The organism is Nonomuraea jiangxiensis (genome assembly GCF_900099965.1).
GTDB lineage: Bacteria > Actinomycetota > Actinomycetes > Streptosporangiales > Streptosporangiaceae > Nonomuraea > Nonomuraea jiangxiensis.
Genome location: NZ_FNDJ01000001.1, coordinates 536,926 through 555,210, shown reverse-complemented (window position 1 = coordinate 555,210; position 18,285 = coordinate 536,926). Strand labels below are relative to the sequence as shown.

Genomic DNA, 18,285 nt, shown 5'->3' with positions numbered 1-18,285 from the left:
GGGCTCAGCCCTTGGTGGCACCGGCGGTCAGCCCGGCGACGAGGTACCTCTGTCCGAAGATCGCGGCGATGACCACCGGCACGGTCATGAGGCTGGCCGCGGCCATCAGGCCGCCCCAGTCGGTGCTCGCGTAGGAGATGAAGTTGAACAGCGTCACGGGCGCGGTCTGCGTCTCCTCGTCGGAGAAGATCAGCGCGAACATGAAGTTGTTCCAGCTCGCCACGAACGCCAGCACCGACGCCGTCGCGGTGCCCGGCGCGGCCAGCGGCAGCGCGATCCGCAGGAAAGCGCCGAACGCGGTCAGCCCGTCCGTCCGGCCGGCCTCCTCCAGCTCGACCGGCAGCCCCTCGAAGAAACCGATCATGATCCACAGGATCAGCGGCACCGAGACGAACATGTGGCTGAGGATCAGTACGGCGTAGCTGCCCACCAGGCCGGCCTGGGCGAACAAGTAGTACCACGGCACCAGCAGGGAGACCGCGGGGACGATGCGCGCGACGAGCACGAGCGACCCGGTGCGGTGCATCCCGAAGCGGCCCACCGCCCAGGCCGCGGGCACCGCGATGACCGCCGACAACACCGTCGACACCACGCCGACCAGCAGCGAGTTGCGCAGCGCGGCGAGGATCTCGCCGTCGGCCAGGACGTTGCCGAAGTTCTCCAGCGTGGGCGTGAAGAACAGGCCCACGCTGGGGTCGGTCACCTGCACGTTCGTCTTGAACGCCGCGGCGAACATCCAGACGATGGGCAGCGCGAAGACCAGGGACACCACCACGATCACGACGGCGCGCAGCCACGAGAGCCTCACGCGGACCTCCCTTCCGGACGGCGCCGCAGCAGGATCACGACGCAGACGATGGCCACGGTGAACAGCACGAGCACGGCCGAGGCCAGCCCGTACTCCTGGTAGTCGAAGGTGAGCCCGTAGGCGTAGATGTTGAGGGTCTCGACCTCGAAGTCCGAGCCGCCGCCGGGGCCCTTGGTGGCGTACAGGAGGTCGAAGGTCTTGAGCGCGTCCACCGAGCGCAGCACCACGGCGATGCCGAGGGTGGGGCCGAGCATGGGCAGGACGACGTACCGGAAGCGCTGCCAGGCGCCGGCGCCGTCCACGCGGGCGGCCTCCTCGGGCTCGCCGGGGAGCGTGGCCAGCCCGGCGAGCAGCAGCAGGGTCATCATGGGCGTCCACTGCCACACGTCGATGAGCATGAGCGTGGGCAGCGACTGGCTCACCGAGCCGAGGAACTCCTGCCTGGGCAGCCCCATGGAGGTGAGCAGGTGGTTGGCGATGCCGTTGGTGGGGTCGAGGATGAGCAGCCACAGGATGCCGATCGCCAGCGGCGTGGTCAGCAGCGGGATGACGAGCAGCGTGCGCAGCAGCCGCAGCCCGCGGAACGCCCTGCGCATGAGCATGGCCAGGGCCAGCCCGAACACGGTCTCCAGCACCACCGCGCCCGCCGTGAACAGGGCGGTACGGCCCACCGCCGGCCAGAAGCGGCGGGTGTCGCCGAGCGCGTCGAGGAAGTTACGCGGGCCGACGTAGGAGTGGGCGGCGTTCACGGCGCCGAAGGCGTCGGTGAAGGCCAGGTTGAGCGTGTAGAGCAGGGGGAAGACGATCATCAGCCCGACGAACGCGAGCGCGGGCGCCAGCATCACCCACTTCAGCCGCCGGTTGTCCCGCGCCACCGTACGCTCGCCGCGAACCGCCGGGCGTGCCGCCCGCACGACCTCCGTGGTGGACGTCATGAGACCTCCGGGAAACGCTCGTCGCCGGCCTGCGGGGTGGACGTCATGAGACCTCCGGGAAACGCTCGTCGCCGGCCTGCGGGGTGGACGTCATCAGGCCTCCCGGTAGCGGTTGTCGCGGACGAGGAAGTCGGCGAACTCGGCGTCGGCGTCGCGGGCCACGGCGGGGACGGACCCGCCGAGGATCCCGGCCACGAGCGGGCGGCCGACGATGTCGCGGGCCCGGCCGACCTGCAGGACCTCCGGCCGGTCGTGTCCCACGCCGATCTCGGAGCTCCTGCGCATCGCCGCCGCGAGGTCGGGCGGGAACGAGGCGAGCGTGGCCGGCGCCGACCACGCCGACGTGCGGGCGCCCGGTATCCCGTCCGCCTGGATCCGCGCCACCATCTCCGGCCCCGCCGCCCAGCGCAGGAACTCCCAGGCCTCGTCCTGCAACAGCGAGAACCTGCTGACGGCCAGACTCCACGAGGGGATGTTGTACGGCCGCGCGCCCCGCGGCCCGGCCGGGACCGGCGCGAAGGCCACGGTGTCCTGGACGGTCGAGACCTTCGGGTCCAGGAAGTTGGTGTAGATGGCGTCGGCGTCGACGTAGAAGGCCGCCTTGCCCTGGGCGAAGATCGGCATGGCCTGCTCCAGGGTCATGTTCGTGGCACCCGGCGGACCTGCCTCCCGCAGCAGCCGCCCGTAGTACTCGTACGCGGTGACCGCCTCCGGCCGGCCGATGCCGGATCTGCCGTCGATGGTGAAGTCGCCGCCGAAGGCGTACAGGAAGCTCGACCACTGGCTCACCGAGCCGTTGCGCTGCCCCCGGCCCACGAAGCCGAAGAAGTTCGCGCCCCGGTCGGTGAGCCGCAGCGACGTCTCCATGAGGTCGTCGAGGGTCGCCGGCGGCTTGGCCACCAGGTCCTTGCGGTAGTAGAGAGCCGCGCGCTCGGTCACGATCGGGACGCTCAGCACCTTGCCCCCCGTCGTCGAGCGCTCGCGCGCCGCCTGCAGGAAGTCGGCCCACCGGAAGGCCGCGTCGCCGGTCACCCGGCCGGTGAGGTCGGCCAGCCAGCCGTTGTGCGCGAACAGCAACTGCTCCTGCAGGGCCCGCATCATCATCACGTCGATGTCGGTGCCGGAGGCGTTGAGCTTGACGTTGTAGCTGTTGGAGAGCTGGTCCGCGGTGAGCAGCGACATGGAGACCCGGCGGCCGATCAGCTCCTCGAACTCGGGGACGTACTTGCTGATCGCCTGGGACCAGACGTGGTTGACCCCCATGACGCGCAGCGGCGTGTCGCGGGAGGGGGCGCCGCGGCCGGGGGCGCAGCCGGCCAGGGCGGCGCCGCCCGCGACGCCGGCGGCGAGCCTGCCGAAGGAGCGGCGGGTGAGGGGCGGGGGTCCGGGACGGGGGTCAGCGGGCATCCGTCGACTTTCTGCTCGACGTACTGGTCTGACTGGTCTAACCAGTCATACCGGTCGTACGGTAACAGCGGATGACCGAATCTGACCAGCCTTGTCAGGGCCGGGCGGGAAGATCAGGCGTAGGTGTGCTTGAGCAGCGTCTCGATGTGCTGGCGTGCCATCACGTCCACGCTGAGGTCGAGGTCCGCGCCATAAGTGCGCAGGCCGAGGGCGAGGTGCTCGGACATGCACCGGCGCGCCAGGGCGGGGTCGCGGGCCTCCAGGGCGCGCAGGATCTCCGGGTGGTGCGGCACGCCCGGCTCGGCGATCGACGGGTCGGAGTGCGAGCGCAGCATCATCTCGAACATCATCCCGCTGATCGACGACAGCATGATCCGCAGCACCGGGTTGCCGCTCGCGGCGGCGATGGCGTCATGGAAGTCGAGGTCGGCCCGGGCCTTGCCGACGACGTCGGTTGCCGCGGTCATCGCGGCGTCGGCCGCCCTGATCGCGGCGAGCTCGGACGCGCCTGCCCGCTCGGCCGCCAGCCCCACGATCTCGACCTCGATCGGGATGCGGGCCTCGATGAGCTGCCGCACGGTGGGCCGGCCGGCCCGGTAGAGCGCGTCGTAGCTGCGCGCCTGCACGAAGGACTGCTCGCTGACGAACGAGCCCCGGCCCGGCGCGACGTGGATCAGGTGCTGGGCCTCCAGCCGCCGCAGCACCTCGCGCACCACGCCCCGGCTCGCGCCGAACTGGATCGCCAGCTCGCGCTCCGACGGCAGCTTGACCCCCACCTCGATGACTCCGGAGCGGATGTCGTGCTCCAGCTGGCGGGCGATGCGCTCGGTCAGCAGGCCGCGCTGGGAAGGAGGCGTGCGGCGTCCCGACGGGGCGGAGGGCATGCCTGGAGAATACAGCAGCCCTCCGCCTGGGCCGCCGGGTCAGGCGGCGCCGGCGAGGACGCCGTGCGGGTCGAGCACGTACTTGCGCGCCGCCCCCTCGTCGAACTCGTGGTAGCCCTGTGGCGCCGCGTCGAGCGGGATCGGCGTGGCGTTGACCGCCTCGGCGATCCGCACCCGGTCGTTGAGTATCGCCATCATGAGCCGGCGGTTGTACATCATGACCGGGCACTGGCCGGTGAAGAAGCTGTGCGACTTGGCCCAGCCGAGACCGATCCGGATCGACAGCGACCCCTGCTTGGCGGCCTCGTCGCGGGCCCCAGGGTCGCCGGTCACGTACAGGCCGGGGATGCCGAGCGCGCCGCCCGCCCGGGTGACGTCCATGAGCGTGTTGAGCACCGTCGCCGGGTGCTCCTCCGCCGCGTCGCGCCCGTGTCCGTGCGCCTCGAAGCCGACGGCGTCGACGGCGCAGTCCACCTCCGGTACGCCGAGGATCTGCTCGATCTGGTCCCTCGGCTCGCCCAGCGCCACGTTGACCGTCTCGCAGCCGAAGCTGTGGGCCTGGTCCAGCCGCTCCTTGTTCAGGTCGCCGACGATCACCACGGCGGCGCCCAGCAGGAACGCGGAGGCGGCCGCGGCCAGCCCCACCGGGCCCGCGCCGGCGACGTAGACGGTCGATCCCGGGCCCACGCCCGCCGTGACGCATCCGTGGAAGCCGGTCGGGAAGATGTCCGCGAGCATGGCCAGGTCGAGGATCTTCTCCATCGCCTGGTCCTTGTCGGGGAACTTGAGCAGGTTCCAGTCCGCGTAGGGCACCAGCGCGTACTCGGCCTGCCCGCCCACCCAGCCGCCCATGTCGACGTAGCCGTAGGCCGAGCCGGGCCGGTCGGGGTTGACGTTCTCGCAGATGCCGGTCTTGCGCTCCTTGCAGTTGCGGCAGCGCCCGCAGGAGATGTTGAACGGGACGGAGACCAGGTCGCCGGTCTTCACGAACTCCACTCCCGGGCCGGTCTCGACGACCTCGCCGGTGATCTCGTGGCCCAGGACGAGGCCCGCCGGGGCCGTGGTCCGGCCGCGGACCATGTGCTGGTCGCTGCCGCAGATGTTGGTCGCCACGACCTTGAGGATCGCGGCGTGCGGCAGCTTGCGTCCCACGTTCGCCGGGTTGACCCCGGGGCCGTCCTTGAGCTCGAACCCGGGATAGTCGAGCTCGTGAACCTCCACCTTGCCCGGGGCTTCGTACACAACGCCTCTGTTGCCGTTGCCAGGCATGACGTTCCTTCTCTCGTACGCGAAGTGACGGTCGTTGCACCGAGGTGCGCATCACCTCCCGTCGCGAGAGTGCGTGACTACAGGAAAAATGCCCTGTTTTGTCCCTAATTTGCTACTCTACCGCGCGACTTCCGGACGGCCGCCGGAGCGGGCAGCTCCTCCGCCGAGGGCCGCAGGCCGGCCAGCAGCAGGGCGAGGTAGCGGCGGGGGTCGGCGTGGGCGCGGTCGCCCGGGTGCATGGTGGCCAGCGCCATCACCACGATGGCCGCCAGGTCGCGGACGATCACGTCGCCGCGCACCTCGCCCGCGTGCTGGGCCCTGGTCAGCACGACGTGCAGCGGCCCCATGAACCGCTCCGCGATGTCCACCGTGAACGCGCCGGACTCCTTGGCCGCCGTCAGCAGCCCGTGGTGGGTGGCCAGGGTCTCCACGGTGGCGGCCAGCGCCCTGGTCAGCGCGCGCCCGGGGTCGGTGGCGTCGCGGGCGGCGAGCACGAGCGGCTCGATCTCCTCCGCGAAATACGTCTGGAAGGCCGCCCTGATCACTCCGTCGCGGTCGCCGAAGCGCCGGTAGACCGTGGCGATCCCGATCCCGGCGCGCCGGGCGACCTCGTCCAGGGACAGCGAGGGACCACTCTCGCGCAGCAGGGCGATGGCCGCCCGGACGATCTTGTCCGAATTACGCTGCGCGTCGGCTCGCCGTCCCTGCTCGTGCACAGCCCGAACGCTAGCAGTCACCCCGGAGGACCCGGCAGGGCTACCAGGCCACCGGGAAGGCGGTCAGGCCGTAGACGACGTTGAACGAGCGGAACTCGGCGGGCTCCCCGGCCTCCCGCAGCCCGGGGAAGCGCTCGAAGAGGGCCGGGAAGGCGGTCTGCATCTCCATCCTGGCCAGCGGCGCCCCCAGGCAGTGGTGCACGCCGTGGCCGAAGGCGACGTGCCCCATCTCGCCACGGGAGATGTCGAGCCGGTCCGGCTCTGCGACGAGCCCCGGGTCCCGGTTGGCCGCGGGCAGCGAGCACACCACCAGCGAGTTGGCCGGGATGTGCACGCCCGACAGCTCGACGTCGGTGGAGGTGATTTTGAACGTGCCGGAGTGCACGATGCTCAGCCAGCGCAGCAGCTCCTCCACCGCGGCGTTGATCCGCTCGGGCTCCTTCCTGAGCAGGTCGAGCTGGTCCGGGTGGCGCAGCAGGGCCAGGGTGCCGATGCCGAGCATGTTGGAGGTCGTCTCGTGGCCGGCGATCAGCAGCAGGTGGCCGATGCCGATGAGCTCGTCGGTGGACAGGTCGTCGCCGTGCTCGCGGATGAGCATGCCGAGCAGGTCCTCGCCCGGGTCCGCCTGAGCGCGGGCGACCAGGCCGCCCATGTAGGCGCGCGACTCCAGCTGCACCGTCATCCGCTGCTCCAGGGGCAGCGACAGGTCGAGCATCTTGCCGGTACGCCGCTGGAAGTCGTCCCGGTCGTCGTACGGCACGCCCAGCAGCTCGCAGATCACCAGGGACGGGATCGGCAGCGCGAAGTCCCTGACCAGGTCGGCGGGCGGTCCCGCGGCCTCCATCGCGTCGAGGTGCGCGGTCACGATCTCCTTGACGCGCGGCTCCAGGCGGCGCATCCGGCGCATGGTGAACTCCGGCGTCAGCATCCGCCGCAGCCGGGTGTGCTCGGGTGGGTCGAAGGCCAGCAGGTTGCCCGCCCGCATCGCCTTGAGCTGCTCGTCGGTCAGCTCCGCCATGCCGGGCGGCCGGAAGCCCGCCCGCTGGGCAATGGTGAACCGCTCCGCGTCCCCCAGCACCTCTCTGACGTCGGCGAAGCGCGTGACCAGGTAGGCGTCGATGCCGAACACGGTCTTGACCCGCCGCACGCCCTCGCCGCCGCGCACCGTCGCCAGTTCAGGGTCCGGGTCGAACGCCGAGCGCCGCATGTACAGAGGCAATGTCGCAGAATCGCTCATGTCATCTCCTGACAGGATCGACTGTCGATCGGGCGCCGATCTCGCCACCCGAAACGATAGTAACCTCTCACTTAGCCGCCCCCTCGGCAGGCCCCGCGCCCGGCACGCGACCCCGCCAGGGCCGGTCCACCCCGCAGCCGCGGCAGCCCGTGAGCACCTTAAAAGGAGGGGCGGCCGCTCGCCTGAACGGTGGCGCGGATGTTTAAGCGGAGGGCAACGAGACAACAACTCTGCGTAACATCGCAGGTCACATGGGCCCCACCGGGCTCGCCAGTGCACCGACAGGAGTCGTCATGTCTCAGGCCCCTCACCCCGACCCCACCGCGGAAAGGAGTGACCCGGTCCGGCCCGGCACGGACGGTCATACGCCTGCCCTGCCGTACGCGCGGGCCACCGCGACGGTGCTGGATCCCTCCGCCGTACGCAACCAGGTCTTCACCGTGGTGCGCCTGCGCGAGGGGTACGACCTCGCCGAGGTCGACGAGTTCCTCGCCCAGGTGGAGATCTCTCTGGGCGTGCTGCTGCGCGAGAACGCCGAGCTGCGTGCCCGGCCCGGCGCGGACGCGCGGTCCAAGGCCGACTCGGCCAGGATCGTGGCGCTGGCGCAGGAGACCGCCGGCCGGGCCATCGCCGGCGCCCAGCAGGAGGCCGAGCGCATCACGCGGGAGGCCCGCGAGCAGGCCGAGGCCCTCAGAGCCCAGGCCCTCGACCAGGTGGAGCGGGAGCGCGAGGCCCTCGACCTGGGCCGGCGGGAGCTGGCGCGGCGGCTGGACTCCGTCAACCGCTCGGCGAGCGAATACCGCGACCGGGTCGCGGACGCGCTGGCGGCCCAGGTGACGCAGATCCGCTCGCTGCTCACGGACCTGACCGAGCTGGAGGCCGGCTGGCACCTGTCGCTCGACGAGACGCCGCCCCCGCGGGTGGCCGCCCCACGCCCACCCTCCGACCCCACCCCATGACCACGCGCCGCTGAGCGAGCCCGATGAGGAAGCCCCATGAGCAGCCCCATGAGCCGGCCCGCGTGGGACCGCCTGATGACGAGGACCCGGTGCAGTTCAGGCGCCGTAGGAGGAGCTGACCCGTGCTGACGACAACGACATGGATCCCGGCCGCCGGGCCCGCATCCGACGGTGCCGACACCGGGGTGTGGCTCGCCGTGGTGCTGGTCGCGCTGTGCACGCTGGGCGGCGCCTGGCTGGCCCGCCGCGCCGTGGAACGGCTGACCGTGTGGCTGATGGTCGCCTCGGCGGTGTTGCTGGTGATCGCGGTGACCGACCTCCTGCCCGCAGCCTGGCAGGGCGCAGCCGCACACGGGGTCCCCCAGTGGCTCGTCGGCACGTGCGCCGCGCTGGGTTTCCTCGTCATCGCCTACTTCACCCGCGGGGGCGGCGCGCATGGCCACGACCTGCCCGCAGGGGCCGGTCGGCACGCGCCGGGACTGCACCGGCGGGCCGGGGAGGCGGCCGGTGCGGCGCTCTTCGGCGGGGTGGGCACGGCGGTGGCCCTGGTCGTGCACCGGATGCTCGACGGGGCGACGCTCGCGCTGGCCGCCTCGGTTGTCGTGGTGGTCGCGCTGGCGGTGCACTCCGCGAGCGAGGGCCTGGCGGTGGCGGCGCTGCTGGGCATGGCGCGGCGGCGGTTGTGGCCGTGGCTGGCGATCTCGTGTGTCAGTCCCGCCCTCGGCGTCGTCGTCGCCACGGTGCGCCCGATCCCGGGACACGTGGCGCCGATCCTGCTGGGGACGGTGGCGGGGGTGCTGGCCCGCACCGCCGTGGTGGGTTTCCGGCTGGCGGCGGGGCAGGGCTCCGGGCGTCTGCCCAGGCGTCACCTGGTCGTCGCCGGCACGGTGGCGGCCACGGTCGCCGGCGGTCTGGGCACGGTCCAGTGGATCGGCGCCACCCCGTCGGCCCACGAAGGCCAGGCCTACCCCGCGCCACGGACGAACCACCCGCTTCCGCCACCCTACGAGCCACTCCTCCGCACCCGTCCCATGCCGACCAACGGACCACTCCTCCGCTCCGGCCCCGAATCGTCCGGCGGACCGCTCCTCCGCTCCGGCCTCGCGCCGTCCGGCGGATCGCTCCTGCGCTCCGGTCCCGGATCGTCCGGCGGATCGCGCCTCCGCTCCGGTCCCGCGCCGTCCGGCGGGTCGCTCCTGGGTAGCGTGCCCACGCCGTCATACGGATCGGACCTGCGGGTCCGTACCGAGACCACGCCCTCGCTCGGGCGGTTCCTCAGCGGGCCCGCGCGGGCGTGGCCGCACCTTCACGCCGGGTCCGCGCCGCCGCGCGAGACGCCGCACGGGCCGTACGTCCGTTCCGATCCCATGCCGCCGCACTCCGGTAGCGCGCCCGCGCCGTCGGCCGAGGTGCGCAAGCGGACGCAGCTTCAGCGACGGGTCGGGTGGGAAAGGTAGCCGGCGGTGGCGCGCGACGCCCGCCGGGAGGCCGTGGACACCTCGGCGTCCCCCGAAACGCCGTCCGCGCCGGCGCTCGCCGGGTGACCGGGGGCCGGCGGTCAGCCGTGGTGGATGAGGGACTCGACGGGCGGGTTGAGGCGGGCGAAGCCCTCCTGTTGCCGGTAGGGGAAGTAGGGATAGGGCGCCGTGGTGGCGCTGGCGGCGTCGAGGCGGGCCACCTGGTCCGGGGTGAGGTGCCAGCCGACGGCGCCGAGGTTCTCCCGCAGCTGGGCCTCGTTGCGGGCGCCGACGATGACCGAGGCGACGGTCGGGCGCCGCAGCAGCCAGTTCAGCGCGACCTGCGGGACGGACCGGCCGGTCTCCGCGGCGATCTCGTCCAGGGCGTCCACCACCGTGAACAGGCGCTCGTCGGGCACCGGCGGCCCGAAGGCGGCGGTGCGGTGCAGCCGGCTTTCCGGCGGCAGCGGCCGGCCGCGGCGGATCCGGCCGGTGAGGCGCCCCCAGCCGAGCGGGCTCCACACCATCGCGCCGACGCCCTGGTCGAGGCCGAGCGGCATCAGCTCCCACTCGTAGTCCCGGCCCACCAGGGAGTAGTAGACCTGGTGGGCCACGTAACGCGGGTAGCCGTGGCGGTCGGCCACGGCGAGGGACTTCATGAGCTGCCAGCCGCTGAAGTTCGACACCCCCACGTAGCGCAGCTTGCCGGCCCTGACCAGGTCGCCGAGCGTGGACAGCACCTCCTCCACCGGGGTCGCCGCGTCGAAGGCGTGCAGCTGGAAGAGGTCGATGTGCTCGATCCCCAGCCTGCGCAGCGCGGCGTCGACCACCTCGATCAGCCGGGCCCGCGAGGTGCCCGCGTCCTGCGGCCCGTCGCCCATGGGCAGCCCGGCCTTGGTGGAGATGAGCACCCGGTCCCGCCGGCCCTTGATCGCCGCGCCCAGCACCTCCTCGGAGGCGCCGTCGGAGTAGACGTCGGCGGTGTCGAACATGGTCACCCCCGCGTCGAGCGAGATGTCCACCAGCCGCCTGGCCTCGGCCACCCCGGTGTCGCCCCACGCGCCGAACAGCTCGCCCTTGCCGGCGAAGGTCCCGGCGCCGAAGCTCAGCGCCGGGACCTTGAGCCCGGAGGCGCCCAACTGACGATATTCCATGACCAGCTCCCTAACGGTGCTTATGTACCGTTAAGGAGCATAGCGCACTAACGGGATTATTGTTCCGTTACGGGGGTCAGTCCCAGCTCCCGCATGACGAAGGCCAGCCAGTCGGTCTGCTGCCGGACGACCGTGCTCCAGCTCGTGCCGCCGTGCCCCGCGCCCGACCAGACGCGCAGCAGCACGGGATGCTCCGCGGTGGTGGCGGCCTGCACCCGGGCGGCGAACTTGCGGGAGTGCCAGGCGGGGCAGCGCGGGTCGTTCTCGCCCGCCTCCAGCAGGATCGCCGGGAACGCCGTACCGGGCCTCACGTGGTGGTACGGCGAGTAGGCCATGAGCACGGGGGCGTCGGCCGGGTCGTTCGGGTCGCCGTACTCGGGCAGGGTCGCGGCGGTGCCGAGCGGGTCGCGGGCGACGCGCATGAGGTCGAGCTTGGGCGCCTGGCACACCACCGCCCGCCACAGTTCCGGGCGCTGGGTGGCGGCCACGGCTGTGAGCAGGCCGCCGTTGGAGGCGCCCTGCACCGCCAGCCGGTCGGGCGCGGTGACGCCGTCGGCGATCAGCCGCTCGGCGATGGCGTACAGGTCGTTGAAGGTGTTCTGTTTGGCGTGCAGCCGGCCGCCCTCCCACCACGGCAGGCCGAACTCGCCGCCGCCGCGCAGGTGGGCGTGTGCGTACACGCCGCCCGCCGCGACGAAGGCCGCCAGCGGCCCCAGGTACGAGGCCAGCTCGGCGATGTTGAACCCCCCGTACCCGTGGATGAGGGTGGGCCGCGGGCGCGAGCGGTCGAGGTCGGCGCGGTGCACGAGGGTGCAGGGGACGCGCGTGCCGTCCGCCGAGGTGGCCCACACGCGGCTGGTGACCAGCCCCGACAGGGTGTGCCCCGCCCCCTGCAGCGCGGTCCGCTCCCCGGTCTCCAGCGAGTAGTGGTAGACGGTCGGGGACTGGGTGTAGGAGGTGTAGCCGAACGTGATCGCGTCCTCGCACCCGACGACCTGGTCCATGACGCCGAGCGCGATCACGCCCTGGGCGACGGAGCTGACCGAACCGGGACCGGGCAGCGGCACCTCCCCCGTCCGCCGGCCTTCGAGGTCCAGGACGCGGACGCGGGAGACGGTGTCCACCAGCTCGCCGAGCACCAGCCGGTCGCCGACCAGCGTGACGCCGGTGAGCACGGCGTCGCCGCCGGGCACCAGCTCCGTCCACGTCGCGGGGTCGCCGGGGCTGTCCAGCGGGATGCGGACCAGGCGGCCGCGCGGGGCGCCCTGCGTGGTGACGGCCACGTAGGAGTCGCCGGCGAGCACGCCCTTGTACATGTGCTCGGCGTCGGTGACGAACTCGCGCCACTCCCAGGGCCCGTCCAGCCGGGCGAGGTAGTGGGGCCGCGGTCGCAGGTGGTCGACCTGGAGCACCGCCCACCGCCCGTCCTTGGAGATCTTGGGCAGGGCGTACATGTGCGGGATGTCCACCGGCTCCGGCTCGGTGGGCGGCGGCTGCCCGATGCGGTGGAACAACAACCGCCACCGCAGCGGCGCGCGGGGGTCGTCGGTGTCGTTGGCCATGTAGAAGAAGCCGCTGCAGTCCGGCAGCCAGGCCACCCCGCCCGCCCGCCGCTGCGGCACGCCGTCCAGCAGCACCTTCCCGGTGTCGATCTCGATCACCTTGAGCACGGGCAGCTCCAGCCCCGACGCGTCGATCGAGTACGCCAGCAGGCTCCCGTCGGGCGACGGCTGCGGGCCGATCCGCAGCGGCTTCCCGTCGGACATCTCGTTGAGGTCGAGCACCATACGCCACGGCCCGAGCACGTCGTCGGCCGTCTCGAACACCATCAGCTCCCGGCCCTCGGGGACGCGCCCGCGGAACCACCGGCGCCCGTACCGGACCGGCACCACCAGGTTGCGCGCGTCCATCTGCTCGACCAGTGCCGCCACCTGGGCGGCCAGCTCGTCGTAGTGCGGCCAGCCGTGCACGTACGAGCGGGCCAGCTCGTCCTGGGCCCGCTGCCAGGCGGCCACCTCCTCCTCGCCGTCCTCCTCCAGCCACTGGTACGGGTCGTCGAAGACGATCCCGCCCACCTCGTTGCGCTCCGGCCGTGCCGTCGCCCCGGGATAACGCATGCTCACGCCAACACTCCTTGCCTGTTGTGATGTGGGGAAGTTCGCGGGTCTCGGCCGGCCGCCTCAGTCGCGGTCGCGGGCCTTCCTGACACGCTCGAAGTACTCGAAGAGGGCGGGCAGGTCGCCCGCGTCCAGCCAGTCGATCTGGCGGCTGATCTCCTCGCTCAGCTCGGCGCTGTTGGCGCGCCACAACGCCCGGCCGGCGGCCGTGATGCGCTCGTCGAGCCGCCGGTCACCGCTCTGGAGGGCGCTCCCCATCGCCTCCCAGCGCCGGGCCAGGTCCCGCACGCCGGGGTCGTCGACGGGCGTGCCGTCCAGCATGTACTGCCGGGCCTGCCGGAGCATCGCGAGCCACTCCTCCCGCAGGTTCTCCATCCGCTCCTCGCCGAGCCGGGCCCGCCGCAGCGCCAGCTGGTCCCGCAGCTCCTGGCCGAAGTAGGAGTCGTACACCGAGATCAGCTCCAGCGTGGCCATGAACTGCTCCGGGTCCGGCATGACCGACTTGTCGAGCAACCAGAGCAGCCCGCCGATCTGCCCCTTGAGCTGCTCCATGCGGGCCGCCCGCAGCTCGAGCTCGGCGAGCTGCGTGCCGAGCAGCGCGCGCAGCCCGCTCAGGTCGTCGCCCGGCTGCCGCAGCACCCCGGCGATCTCCTCCAGCGACAGCCCGAGCCCGCGCAGCGCCCGCACTCGGTAGAGCCGCCGCAGGTCCGTCTCGGTGTATCGGCGGTGTCCTGACGCGGTCCGCTCGCTCGCCGGGACCAGGCCGATCTCGTCGTAGTGGTAGAGCGTGCGGACGGTGACGCCGGTGGCCTTGGCCAGCTCACCGATGGTCCACCGCCGCCCGCTGTCGTCGTTCGCCGTCATGGACACGACGGTAGAACCTCCCGTCGCGGGAGGTTCAAGTAGTCAGATGTCCTGGCTCGCGCCGTTCGTCGCCGGGATCGGACCGCTCACCGTAATGATCGCCGGCACCCCTAGTAGTGCATACCGTATGTGATAACGATTTCACGTGGCAGTCAGTACGAGGTTCGTCAGTCCAGCGGGATTCCTCAGCCGCTCCCGTATCATCGCCCCGCCCTCCTGGAGCCGGTGGCTGGTGCCCCCCGCGGCACTGTCGGTACACCTCGCCATCGGGCAGGCGTACGCGTGGAGCGTGTTCAAGCCCCCGCTCGAATCCTCACTCCAGCTCTCGGGCACCCAGAGTGCCCTGCCGTTCCAGCTCGGCATCGTCATGCTCGGCCTGTCGGCCGCCTTCGGCGGCACGCTCGTGGAGCGCAACGGGCCGCGGTGGGCAATGTTCGTGTCGATGTCCTGCTTCTCCTCCGGGTTCCTGCTGTCCGCGCTCGGCGTGGCCACCGGTCAATACTGGCTGGTCGTACTCGGCTACGGGTTCGTGGGCGGGATCGGGCTCGGCATCGGCTACATCTCGCCGGTCTCCACCCTGATCAAGTGGTTCCCCGACCGGCCCGGCATGGCCACCGGCATCGCCATCATGGGCTTCGGCGGCGGTGCGCTCATCGCCTCGCCGTGGTCGGCGCAGATGCTGGACTCCTTCGGCGCCACCCCGAGCGGGATCGCGACGACGTTCCTGGTGCACGGCGTGGTCTACGCGGTCTTCATGACGATGGGCGTGCTCCTGGTACGGGTGCCGCCGGACGGCTGGAGGCCGCCGGGCTGGAAGCCGCCCGTGATCGCCACCCGGCGGCTGATCACCACGGCCGACGTGTCGGCCCGCAACGCCATCCGTACGCCGCAGTTCTGGTGTCTGTGGATCGTGCTGTGCTTCAACGTCACCGCGGGCATCGGCATCCTGGAGAAGGCCGCCCCGATGATCACGGACTTCTTCTCCGGTACGGCCACGCCGGTCGCCGTGGGCGCGGCGGCGGGCTTCGTCGCGCTGCTGTCGCTGGCCAACATGACGGGGCGCTTCGTCTGGTCCTCCACCTCGGACCTGATCGGGCGCAAGAACATGTACCGGGTCTACCTGGGCGTCGGCGCGCTGCTGTACCTGACGATCGCCATCGCCGGGGACAACTCCAAGCCGCTGTTCATCGTGTGCGCGCTGGGCATCCTGTCCTTCTACGGCGGCGGGTTCGCGACCGTGCCGGCGTACCTGAAGGACCTGTTCGGGACCTACCAGGTCGGCGCGATCCACGGCCGCCTGCTCACCGCCTGGTCCACCGCCGGCGTGCTGGGCCCGCTGATCATCAACGCCATCGCGGACGGGCAGAAGGCCGCCGGGCGCTCCGGGCCGGAGCTCTACACGACCTCGCTCTACATCATGATCGGGCTGCTCGTGCTGGGCTTCCTCGCCAACGAGCTGATCCGGCCGGTGCACGACAGGTTCCACGAGAAAGTGGAGGCGAAATGACCGACACCACCACGGAGGCGGCCGGCCGGCGCACCGGGCTGACGGTGCTGGCCTGGGCCTGGGTCGGGCTGCCCTTCGCGTACGGCGTGTACGAGCTGTTCCTGAAGCTCACCCAGCTCTTCTGACCCCCGGCCTCAGACCAGCCCGACCATGAACCCCTCGTCGCGCACGCCCAGGTAGGCCGCCGGGCGGAACTGCCGCATGGCGTGCTCGATGACGGGGATGTACTTGGGGTTCGACCCGAGCGGCAGCCGGTAGCCGTTCTTGACCGTGTGGAACTCCCACAGGTGCTCCATCTCCGGGTGCCGGGCGCGGAAGCCCCGGTCGGCGGGGAAGAGGTCGAGGCGGACCATCGTCTTGCGGATGATGTAGTCGGCCGGCCTGACCCGCCGCTGCCGCGTACGCGAGATGCCCACCGCGTCCAGCTCTCCCCACCCGGCGGCCCACGGCCGGCCCTGGGGGTCGTCCCAGCGCACCCCGAACCCGTCGAAGACGAGCCGGCGCGGCCGGCTGATCTTGCGCCAGGCGATGACCGGCAGCAGGCCGATGCCCAGGAAGAGCAGCCCGAGTACGGCGCTGACGGCCACGGTGCCGGAGCCGCCCGTCACCTGACCGGTGGCGGCCGAGAAGAGGGTGATCAGCCCGATCACGGCCGCGACCGAGCCGCCGATCAGCGCCTTGACCTTGGCGTCGCGGGCGACGTCGATGACGACCGGGGATGGTTGCCGAGGCGGGAAGGGGGCGGCGAACGGTGGCTGTTGGGCGCCGTATGTCATGTGATGGCACGTTAGCGGGCCGCCCCCGCCCCTTCCTGCCGCTTCAGCGTTTTGCGAAGTGTCCGGCCACGCGCCCGAGCGTGCCTCAGCCCTCCTTCCGCAGCCGCACGAGCGCGCTGGCGTAGTCGCCGCCGTCCAGGCCGAGGTCCAGTCCCGAGGCCATCAGCACGGCCCCGTGGTGCAGATCGCCGGTGTCCTCGTCGCGGTAGCGGCCGAGCGGGTCGAGCCCGGCCGGCCGGAGCGGGATGCGCGGGCCGCCGAACGCGACGGGCCCGCGCCAGGCCAGCACGACCACGCGGTCCCCGCCGGAGTACTGCACGCCGCCGTCGAGCCGGTACTGCTGCCCGAACTGCACGACCGGCCGGATGTCCTTGTAGACGGCGACCAGCCGGGCCGCCTCGGCGAGCTCCTCCGGGCTCCAGGCGAGCAGGTCGCCGCCGAGCCCGAGCGCGCCCGCCATCGCGACGTGGAAGCGGAAGCTCAGCGGGGTGACCCGGCCGGTGAGCGGGTTCGGGCTGTCGGTGACCCAGGCGGCCATCACGCGGGCGGGATAGACCTGGCTGAAGCCGCGCTGGATCGCGATGCGGTCGTGGGCGTCGGTGTTGTCCGAGGTCCACACCTGGTCGGTACGGGCCATCATGCCGAGGTCGGTACGCCCGCCGCCGCCCGCGCAGCCCTCGACCCGCAGGCCCGGATGGTCGGCGCGGAGCTGGTCGAGGATGGCGTACACGGCCCTGACGTGGTCGTGCCAGGCCCGGCCGTCCGGCCCGACCTCGGTGAGCGCGCGGTTGAAGTCCCACTTGAGAAAGTCGATCTCGTGCTCCCCCACCAGCTCGTGCAGCCATTTGCGCACCTGGTCGGCCACCTCGGGCCGGGCCAGGTCGAGCACGAGCTGGTTGCGCAGCTCCGTACGCGGGCGGCCGGGCGTGTGGTGCACCCAGTCGGGATGCGCCCGGTAGAGGTCGCTGTCCGGGTTGACCATCTCGGGCTCCACCCACAGGCCGAAGCGCATGCCCAGCCGGTGCACCTCGTCGATCAGCGGCGCCAGGCCGCCGGGGAAACGCTCGCGGTTGGGCCACCAGTCGCCGAGCCCGGCCCGGTCGCCGACCCGCCCGCCGAACCAGCCGTCGTCCACCACGAACAGCTCCGCGCCCACCTCGGCCGCCAGCCGGGCCAGCCGGAGCTGGTTGGCCTCGTTGACCTCGAAGCCGACGGCCTCCCACGAGTTGTACACCACGGGCCGCGGCTCGTCGGGCTCCGGCAGCACGTGGCGGGCGACGTGGTGGTGCCAGGCCCGGCTGGCGCCGCCGTACCCGTGCGCGGAGTACAGGCCCGCGAACGTGGGGGTCACCCACTCCGCGCCCGGCGCGAGCCGGAACGTCAGCCCTTCGTGCCCGGCCCCGCCCGTCCACCCGGCGCGGCCCGCCGGGCCGCGGGTGACGGTGATGCGCCAACTGCCGCTCCAGGCCAGCGCGCCGCTCCACACCTCGCCGTGCGTCTCGGTGGCGTCGCCGCCGTCGAGCATGAGCCACGGGTTCGCGTGGTGTCCGCTGACCCCGCGCCTGCCGGTCAGCACGGTCTCCCCCACGACCGGCACGGTACGACGCAGCGCGTGCTCGGCGCTCCACCCGCCGGTGACGTGGCTGAGCCGGTAGTCACGCAGGATGGGAACGCTCCAGGCCGCCGAGTCGCAACGCAGCACGGTCACGGGCAGCGCCGAGCGCAGGACGGTCCACCGCTCGATCACGTCGCTGCCGGCGTACACCCGGTAGTGCAGCTCGACCAGGAACGGATGGCGCCGGTCGGCGAACCGCAGCGTGAGATGCCCGCCCTCCACGTCGTGACCCTCGAACCGCCAGTCGATCCCCCGGTCGCCGCCGGGAAAGGCCACCTGCAGCGAGGGCGTCTCGAAGCGGGCGCCGGCCTCGGTGACCAGTTCCTCGTCCCCGGCCGTGGCGCTGTCGAAGCTGCTGGCCCCCGCCGTGGCGGGCGCCACGAGCGCGGCGGCCTGCTCGGCGGTCAGCGCGCGCCCCCAGTGCAGGCAGCGGGGCGCGTCGCCGGCGTCCAGCCCGACGACGTAGCTCGTGGCCGGGGTACGCAGCAGCCACCTGCGGGCGGCGGCGTCCGCAGTGGCCAAAGGGGTCACCAAGTGCATGGGCGAGAGCCTAGGCAGACCCCGGCCCGAATTCAATTCT

The 18,285-nt window shown here is 72.2% G+C and carries 16 protein-coding genes; 4 read left to right on the top strand and 12 right to left on the bottom strand.

Annotated features, from left to right (window positions below):
* Window positions 1-4: 4 nt before the first annotated feature.
* The 7 genes from BLS95_RS02310 to BLS95_RS02280 form a co-directional block, all read right to left on the bottom strand.
* Window positions 5-808 carry a carbohydrate ABC transporter permease gene (locus BLS95_RS02310; protein ID WP_218135543.1) on the bottom strand — a complete coding sequence of 268 codons (804 nt, stop codon included), beginning with the start codon at window positions 806-808 and terminating at the stop codon, window positions 5-7.
* On the bottom strand, window positions 805-1,743 hold the full coding sequence (locus BLS95_RS02305; protein ID WP_090928546.1) for a carbohydrate ABC transporter permease: 939 nt from the start codon (window positions 1,741-1,743) through the stop codon (window positions 805-807). The genes BLS95_RS02310 and BLS95_RS02305 overlap by 4 nt, the downstream gene beginning before the upstream one ends.
* A gap of 93 nt (window positions 1,744-1,836) precedes the next feature.
* Window positions 1,837-3,150, bottom strand: a complete 1,314-nt coding sequence (locus BLS95_RS02300; protein WP_090928544.1) for an ABC transporter substrate-binding protein — start codon at window positions 3,148-3,150, stop codon at window positions 1,837-1,839.
* A 113-nt stretch (window positions 3,151-3,263) separates the two neighbouring features.
* Window positions 3,264-4,034 (bottom strand): FadR/GntR family transcriptional regulator, encoded by a 771-nt coding sequence (locus BLS95_RS02295; RefSeq protein ID WP_090928542.1) that lies wholly within the window; start codon window positions 4,032-4,034, stop codon window positions 3,264-3,266.
* A gap of 39 nt (window positions 4,035-4,073) precedes the next feature.
* Window positions 4,074-5,303, bottom strand: a complete 1,230-nt coding sequence (gene fdhA / locus BLS95_RS02290) for a formaldehyde dehydrogenase, glutathione-independent (protein WP_090928540.1) — start codon at window positions 5,301-5,303, stop codon at window positions 4,074-4,076.
* 104 nt (window positions 5,304-5,407) lie between these two features.
* Window positions 5,408-6,019 carry a TetR/AcrR family transcriptional regulator gene (locus BLS95_RS02285; RefSeq protein WP_176992984.1) on the bottom strand — a complete coding sequence of 204 codons (612 nt, stop codon included), beginning with the start codon at window positions 6,017-6,019 and terminating at the stop codon, window positions 5,408-5,410.
* A 40-nt stretch (window positions 6,020-6,059) separates the two neighbouring features.
* On the bottom strand, window positions 6,060-7,256 hold the full coding sequence (locus BLS95_RS02280; RefSeq protein ID WP_090928536.1) for a cytochrome P450: 1,197 nt from the start codon (window positions 7,254-7,256) through the stop codon (window positions 6,060-6,062).
* Window positions 7,257-7,549: 293 nt separating this feature from the next.
* Between BLS95_RS02280 and BLS95_RS02275 the strand changes: the two genes are divergently transcribed.
* Window positions 7,550-8,215, top strand: coding sequence for a DivIVA domain-containing protein (locus BLS95_RS02275; protein ID WP_090928534.1), 666 nt, complete (start codon window positions 7,550-7,552; stop codon window positions 8,213-8,215).
* A gap of 122 nt (window positions 8,216-8,337) precedes the next feature.
* Complete coding sequence (locus BLS95_RS02270; protein ID WP_090928532.1) at window positions 8,338-9,672, top strand: ZIP family metal transporter; 1,335 nt, start codon at window positions 8,338-8,340, stop codon at window positions 9,670-9,672.
* Window positions 9,673-9,773: 101 nt separating this feature from the next.
* On the opposite strand, the gene BLS95_RS02265 is transcribed toward BLS95_RS02270, so the two are convergent.
* From BLS95_RS02265 to BLS95_RS02255, 3 genes are all read right to left on the bottom strand, one after another.
* On the bottom strand, window positions 9,774-10,826 hold the full coding sequence (locus BLS95_RS02265; protein ID WP_090928530.1) for an aldo/keto reductase: 1,053 nt from the start codon (window positions 10,824-10,826) through the stop codon (window positions 9,774-9,776).
* Between the two features lie 56 nt (window positions 10,827-10,882).
* The gene (locus BLS95_RS02260) at window positions 10,883-12,943 is read right to left on the bottom strand and encodes a prolyl oligopeptidase family serine peptidase (protein WP_245764794.1); all 2,061 of its coding nucleotides are present in this window, start codon (window positions 12,941-12,943) and stop codon (window positions 10,883-10,885) included.
* Between the two features lie 63 nt (window positions 12,944-13,006).
* A complete protein-coding gene (locus BLS95_RS02255) occupies window positions 13,007-13,807 on the bottom strand; it encodes a MerR family transcriptional regulator (RefSeq protein WP_090928526.1) in 801 nt (266 codons plus the stop codon).
* 145 nt (window positions 13,808-13,952) lie between these two features.
* Here BLS95_RS02255 and BLS95_RS02250 point away from each other — a divergent pair, with 145 nt between their 5' ends.
* Window positions 13,953-15,314 carry an L-lactate MFS transporter gene (locus BLS95_RS02250; RefSeq protein WP_090928524.1) on the top strand — a complete coding sequence of 454 codons (1,362 nt, stop codon included), beginning with the start codon at window positions 13,953-13,955 and terminating at the stop codon, window positions 15,312-15,314.
* The gene (locus BLS95_RS58865) at window positions 15,311-15,439 is read left to right on the top strand and encodes an MFS transporter small subunit (protein WP_281249940.1); all 129 of its coding nucleotides are present in this window, start codon (window positions 15,311-15,313) and stop codon (window positions 15,437-15,439) included. The genes BLS95_RS02250 and BLS95_RS58865 overlap by 4 nt, the downstream gene beginning before the upstream one ends.
* Window positions 15,440-15,448: 9 nt before the next feature.
* On the opposite strand, the gene BLS95_RS02245 is transcribed toward BLS95_RS58865, so the two are convergent.
* Window positions 15,449-16,090 (bottom strand): hypothetical protein, encoded by a 642-nt coding sequence (locus tag BLS95_RS02245; RefSeq protein ID WP_090928522.1) that lies wholly within the window; start codon window positions 16,088-16,090, stop codon window positions 15,449-15,451.
* An 85-nt stretch (window positions 16,091-16,175) separates the two neighbouring features.
* Window positions 16,176-18,245, bottom strand: a complete 2,070-nt coding sequence (locus BLS95_RS02240) for an alpha-galactosidase (protein WP_090928520.1) — start codon at window positions 18,243-18,245, stop codon at window positions 16,176-16,178.
* Window positions 18,246-18,285: the final 40 nt, after the last annotated feature.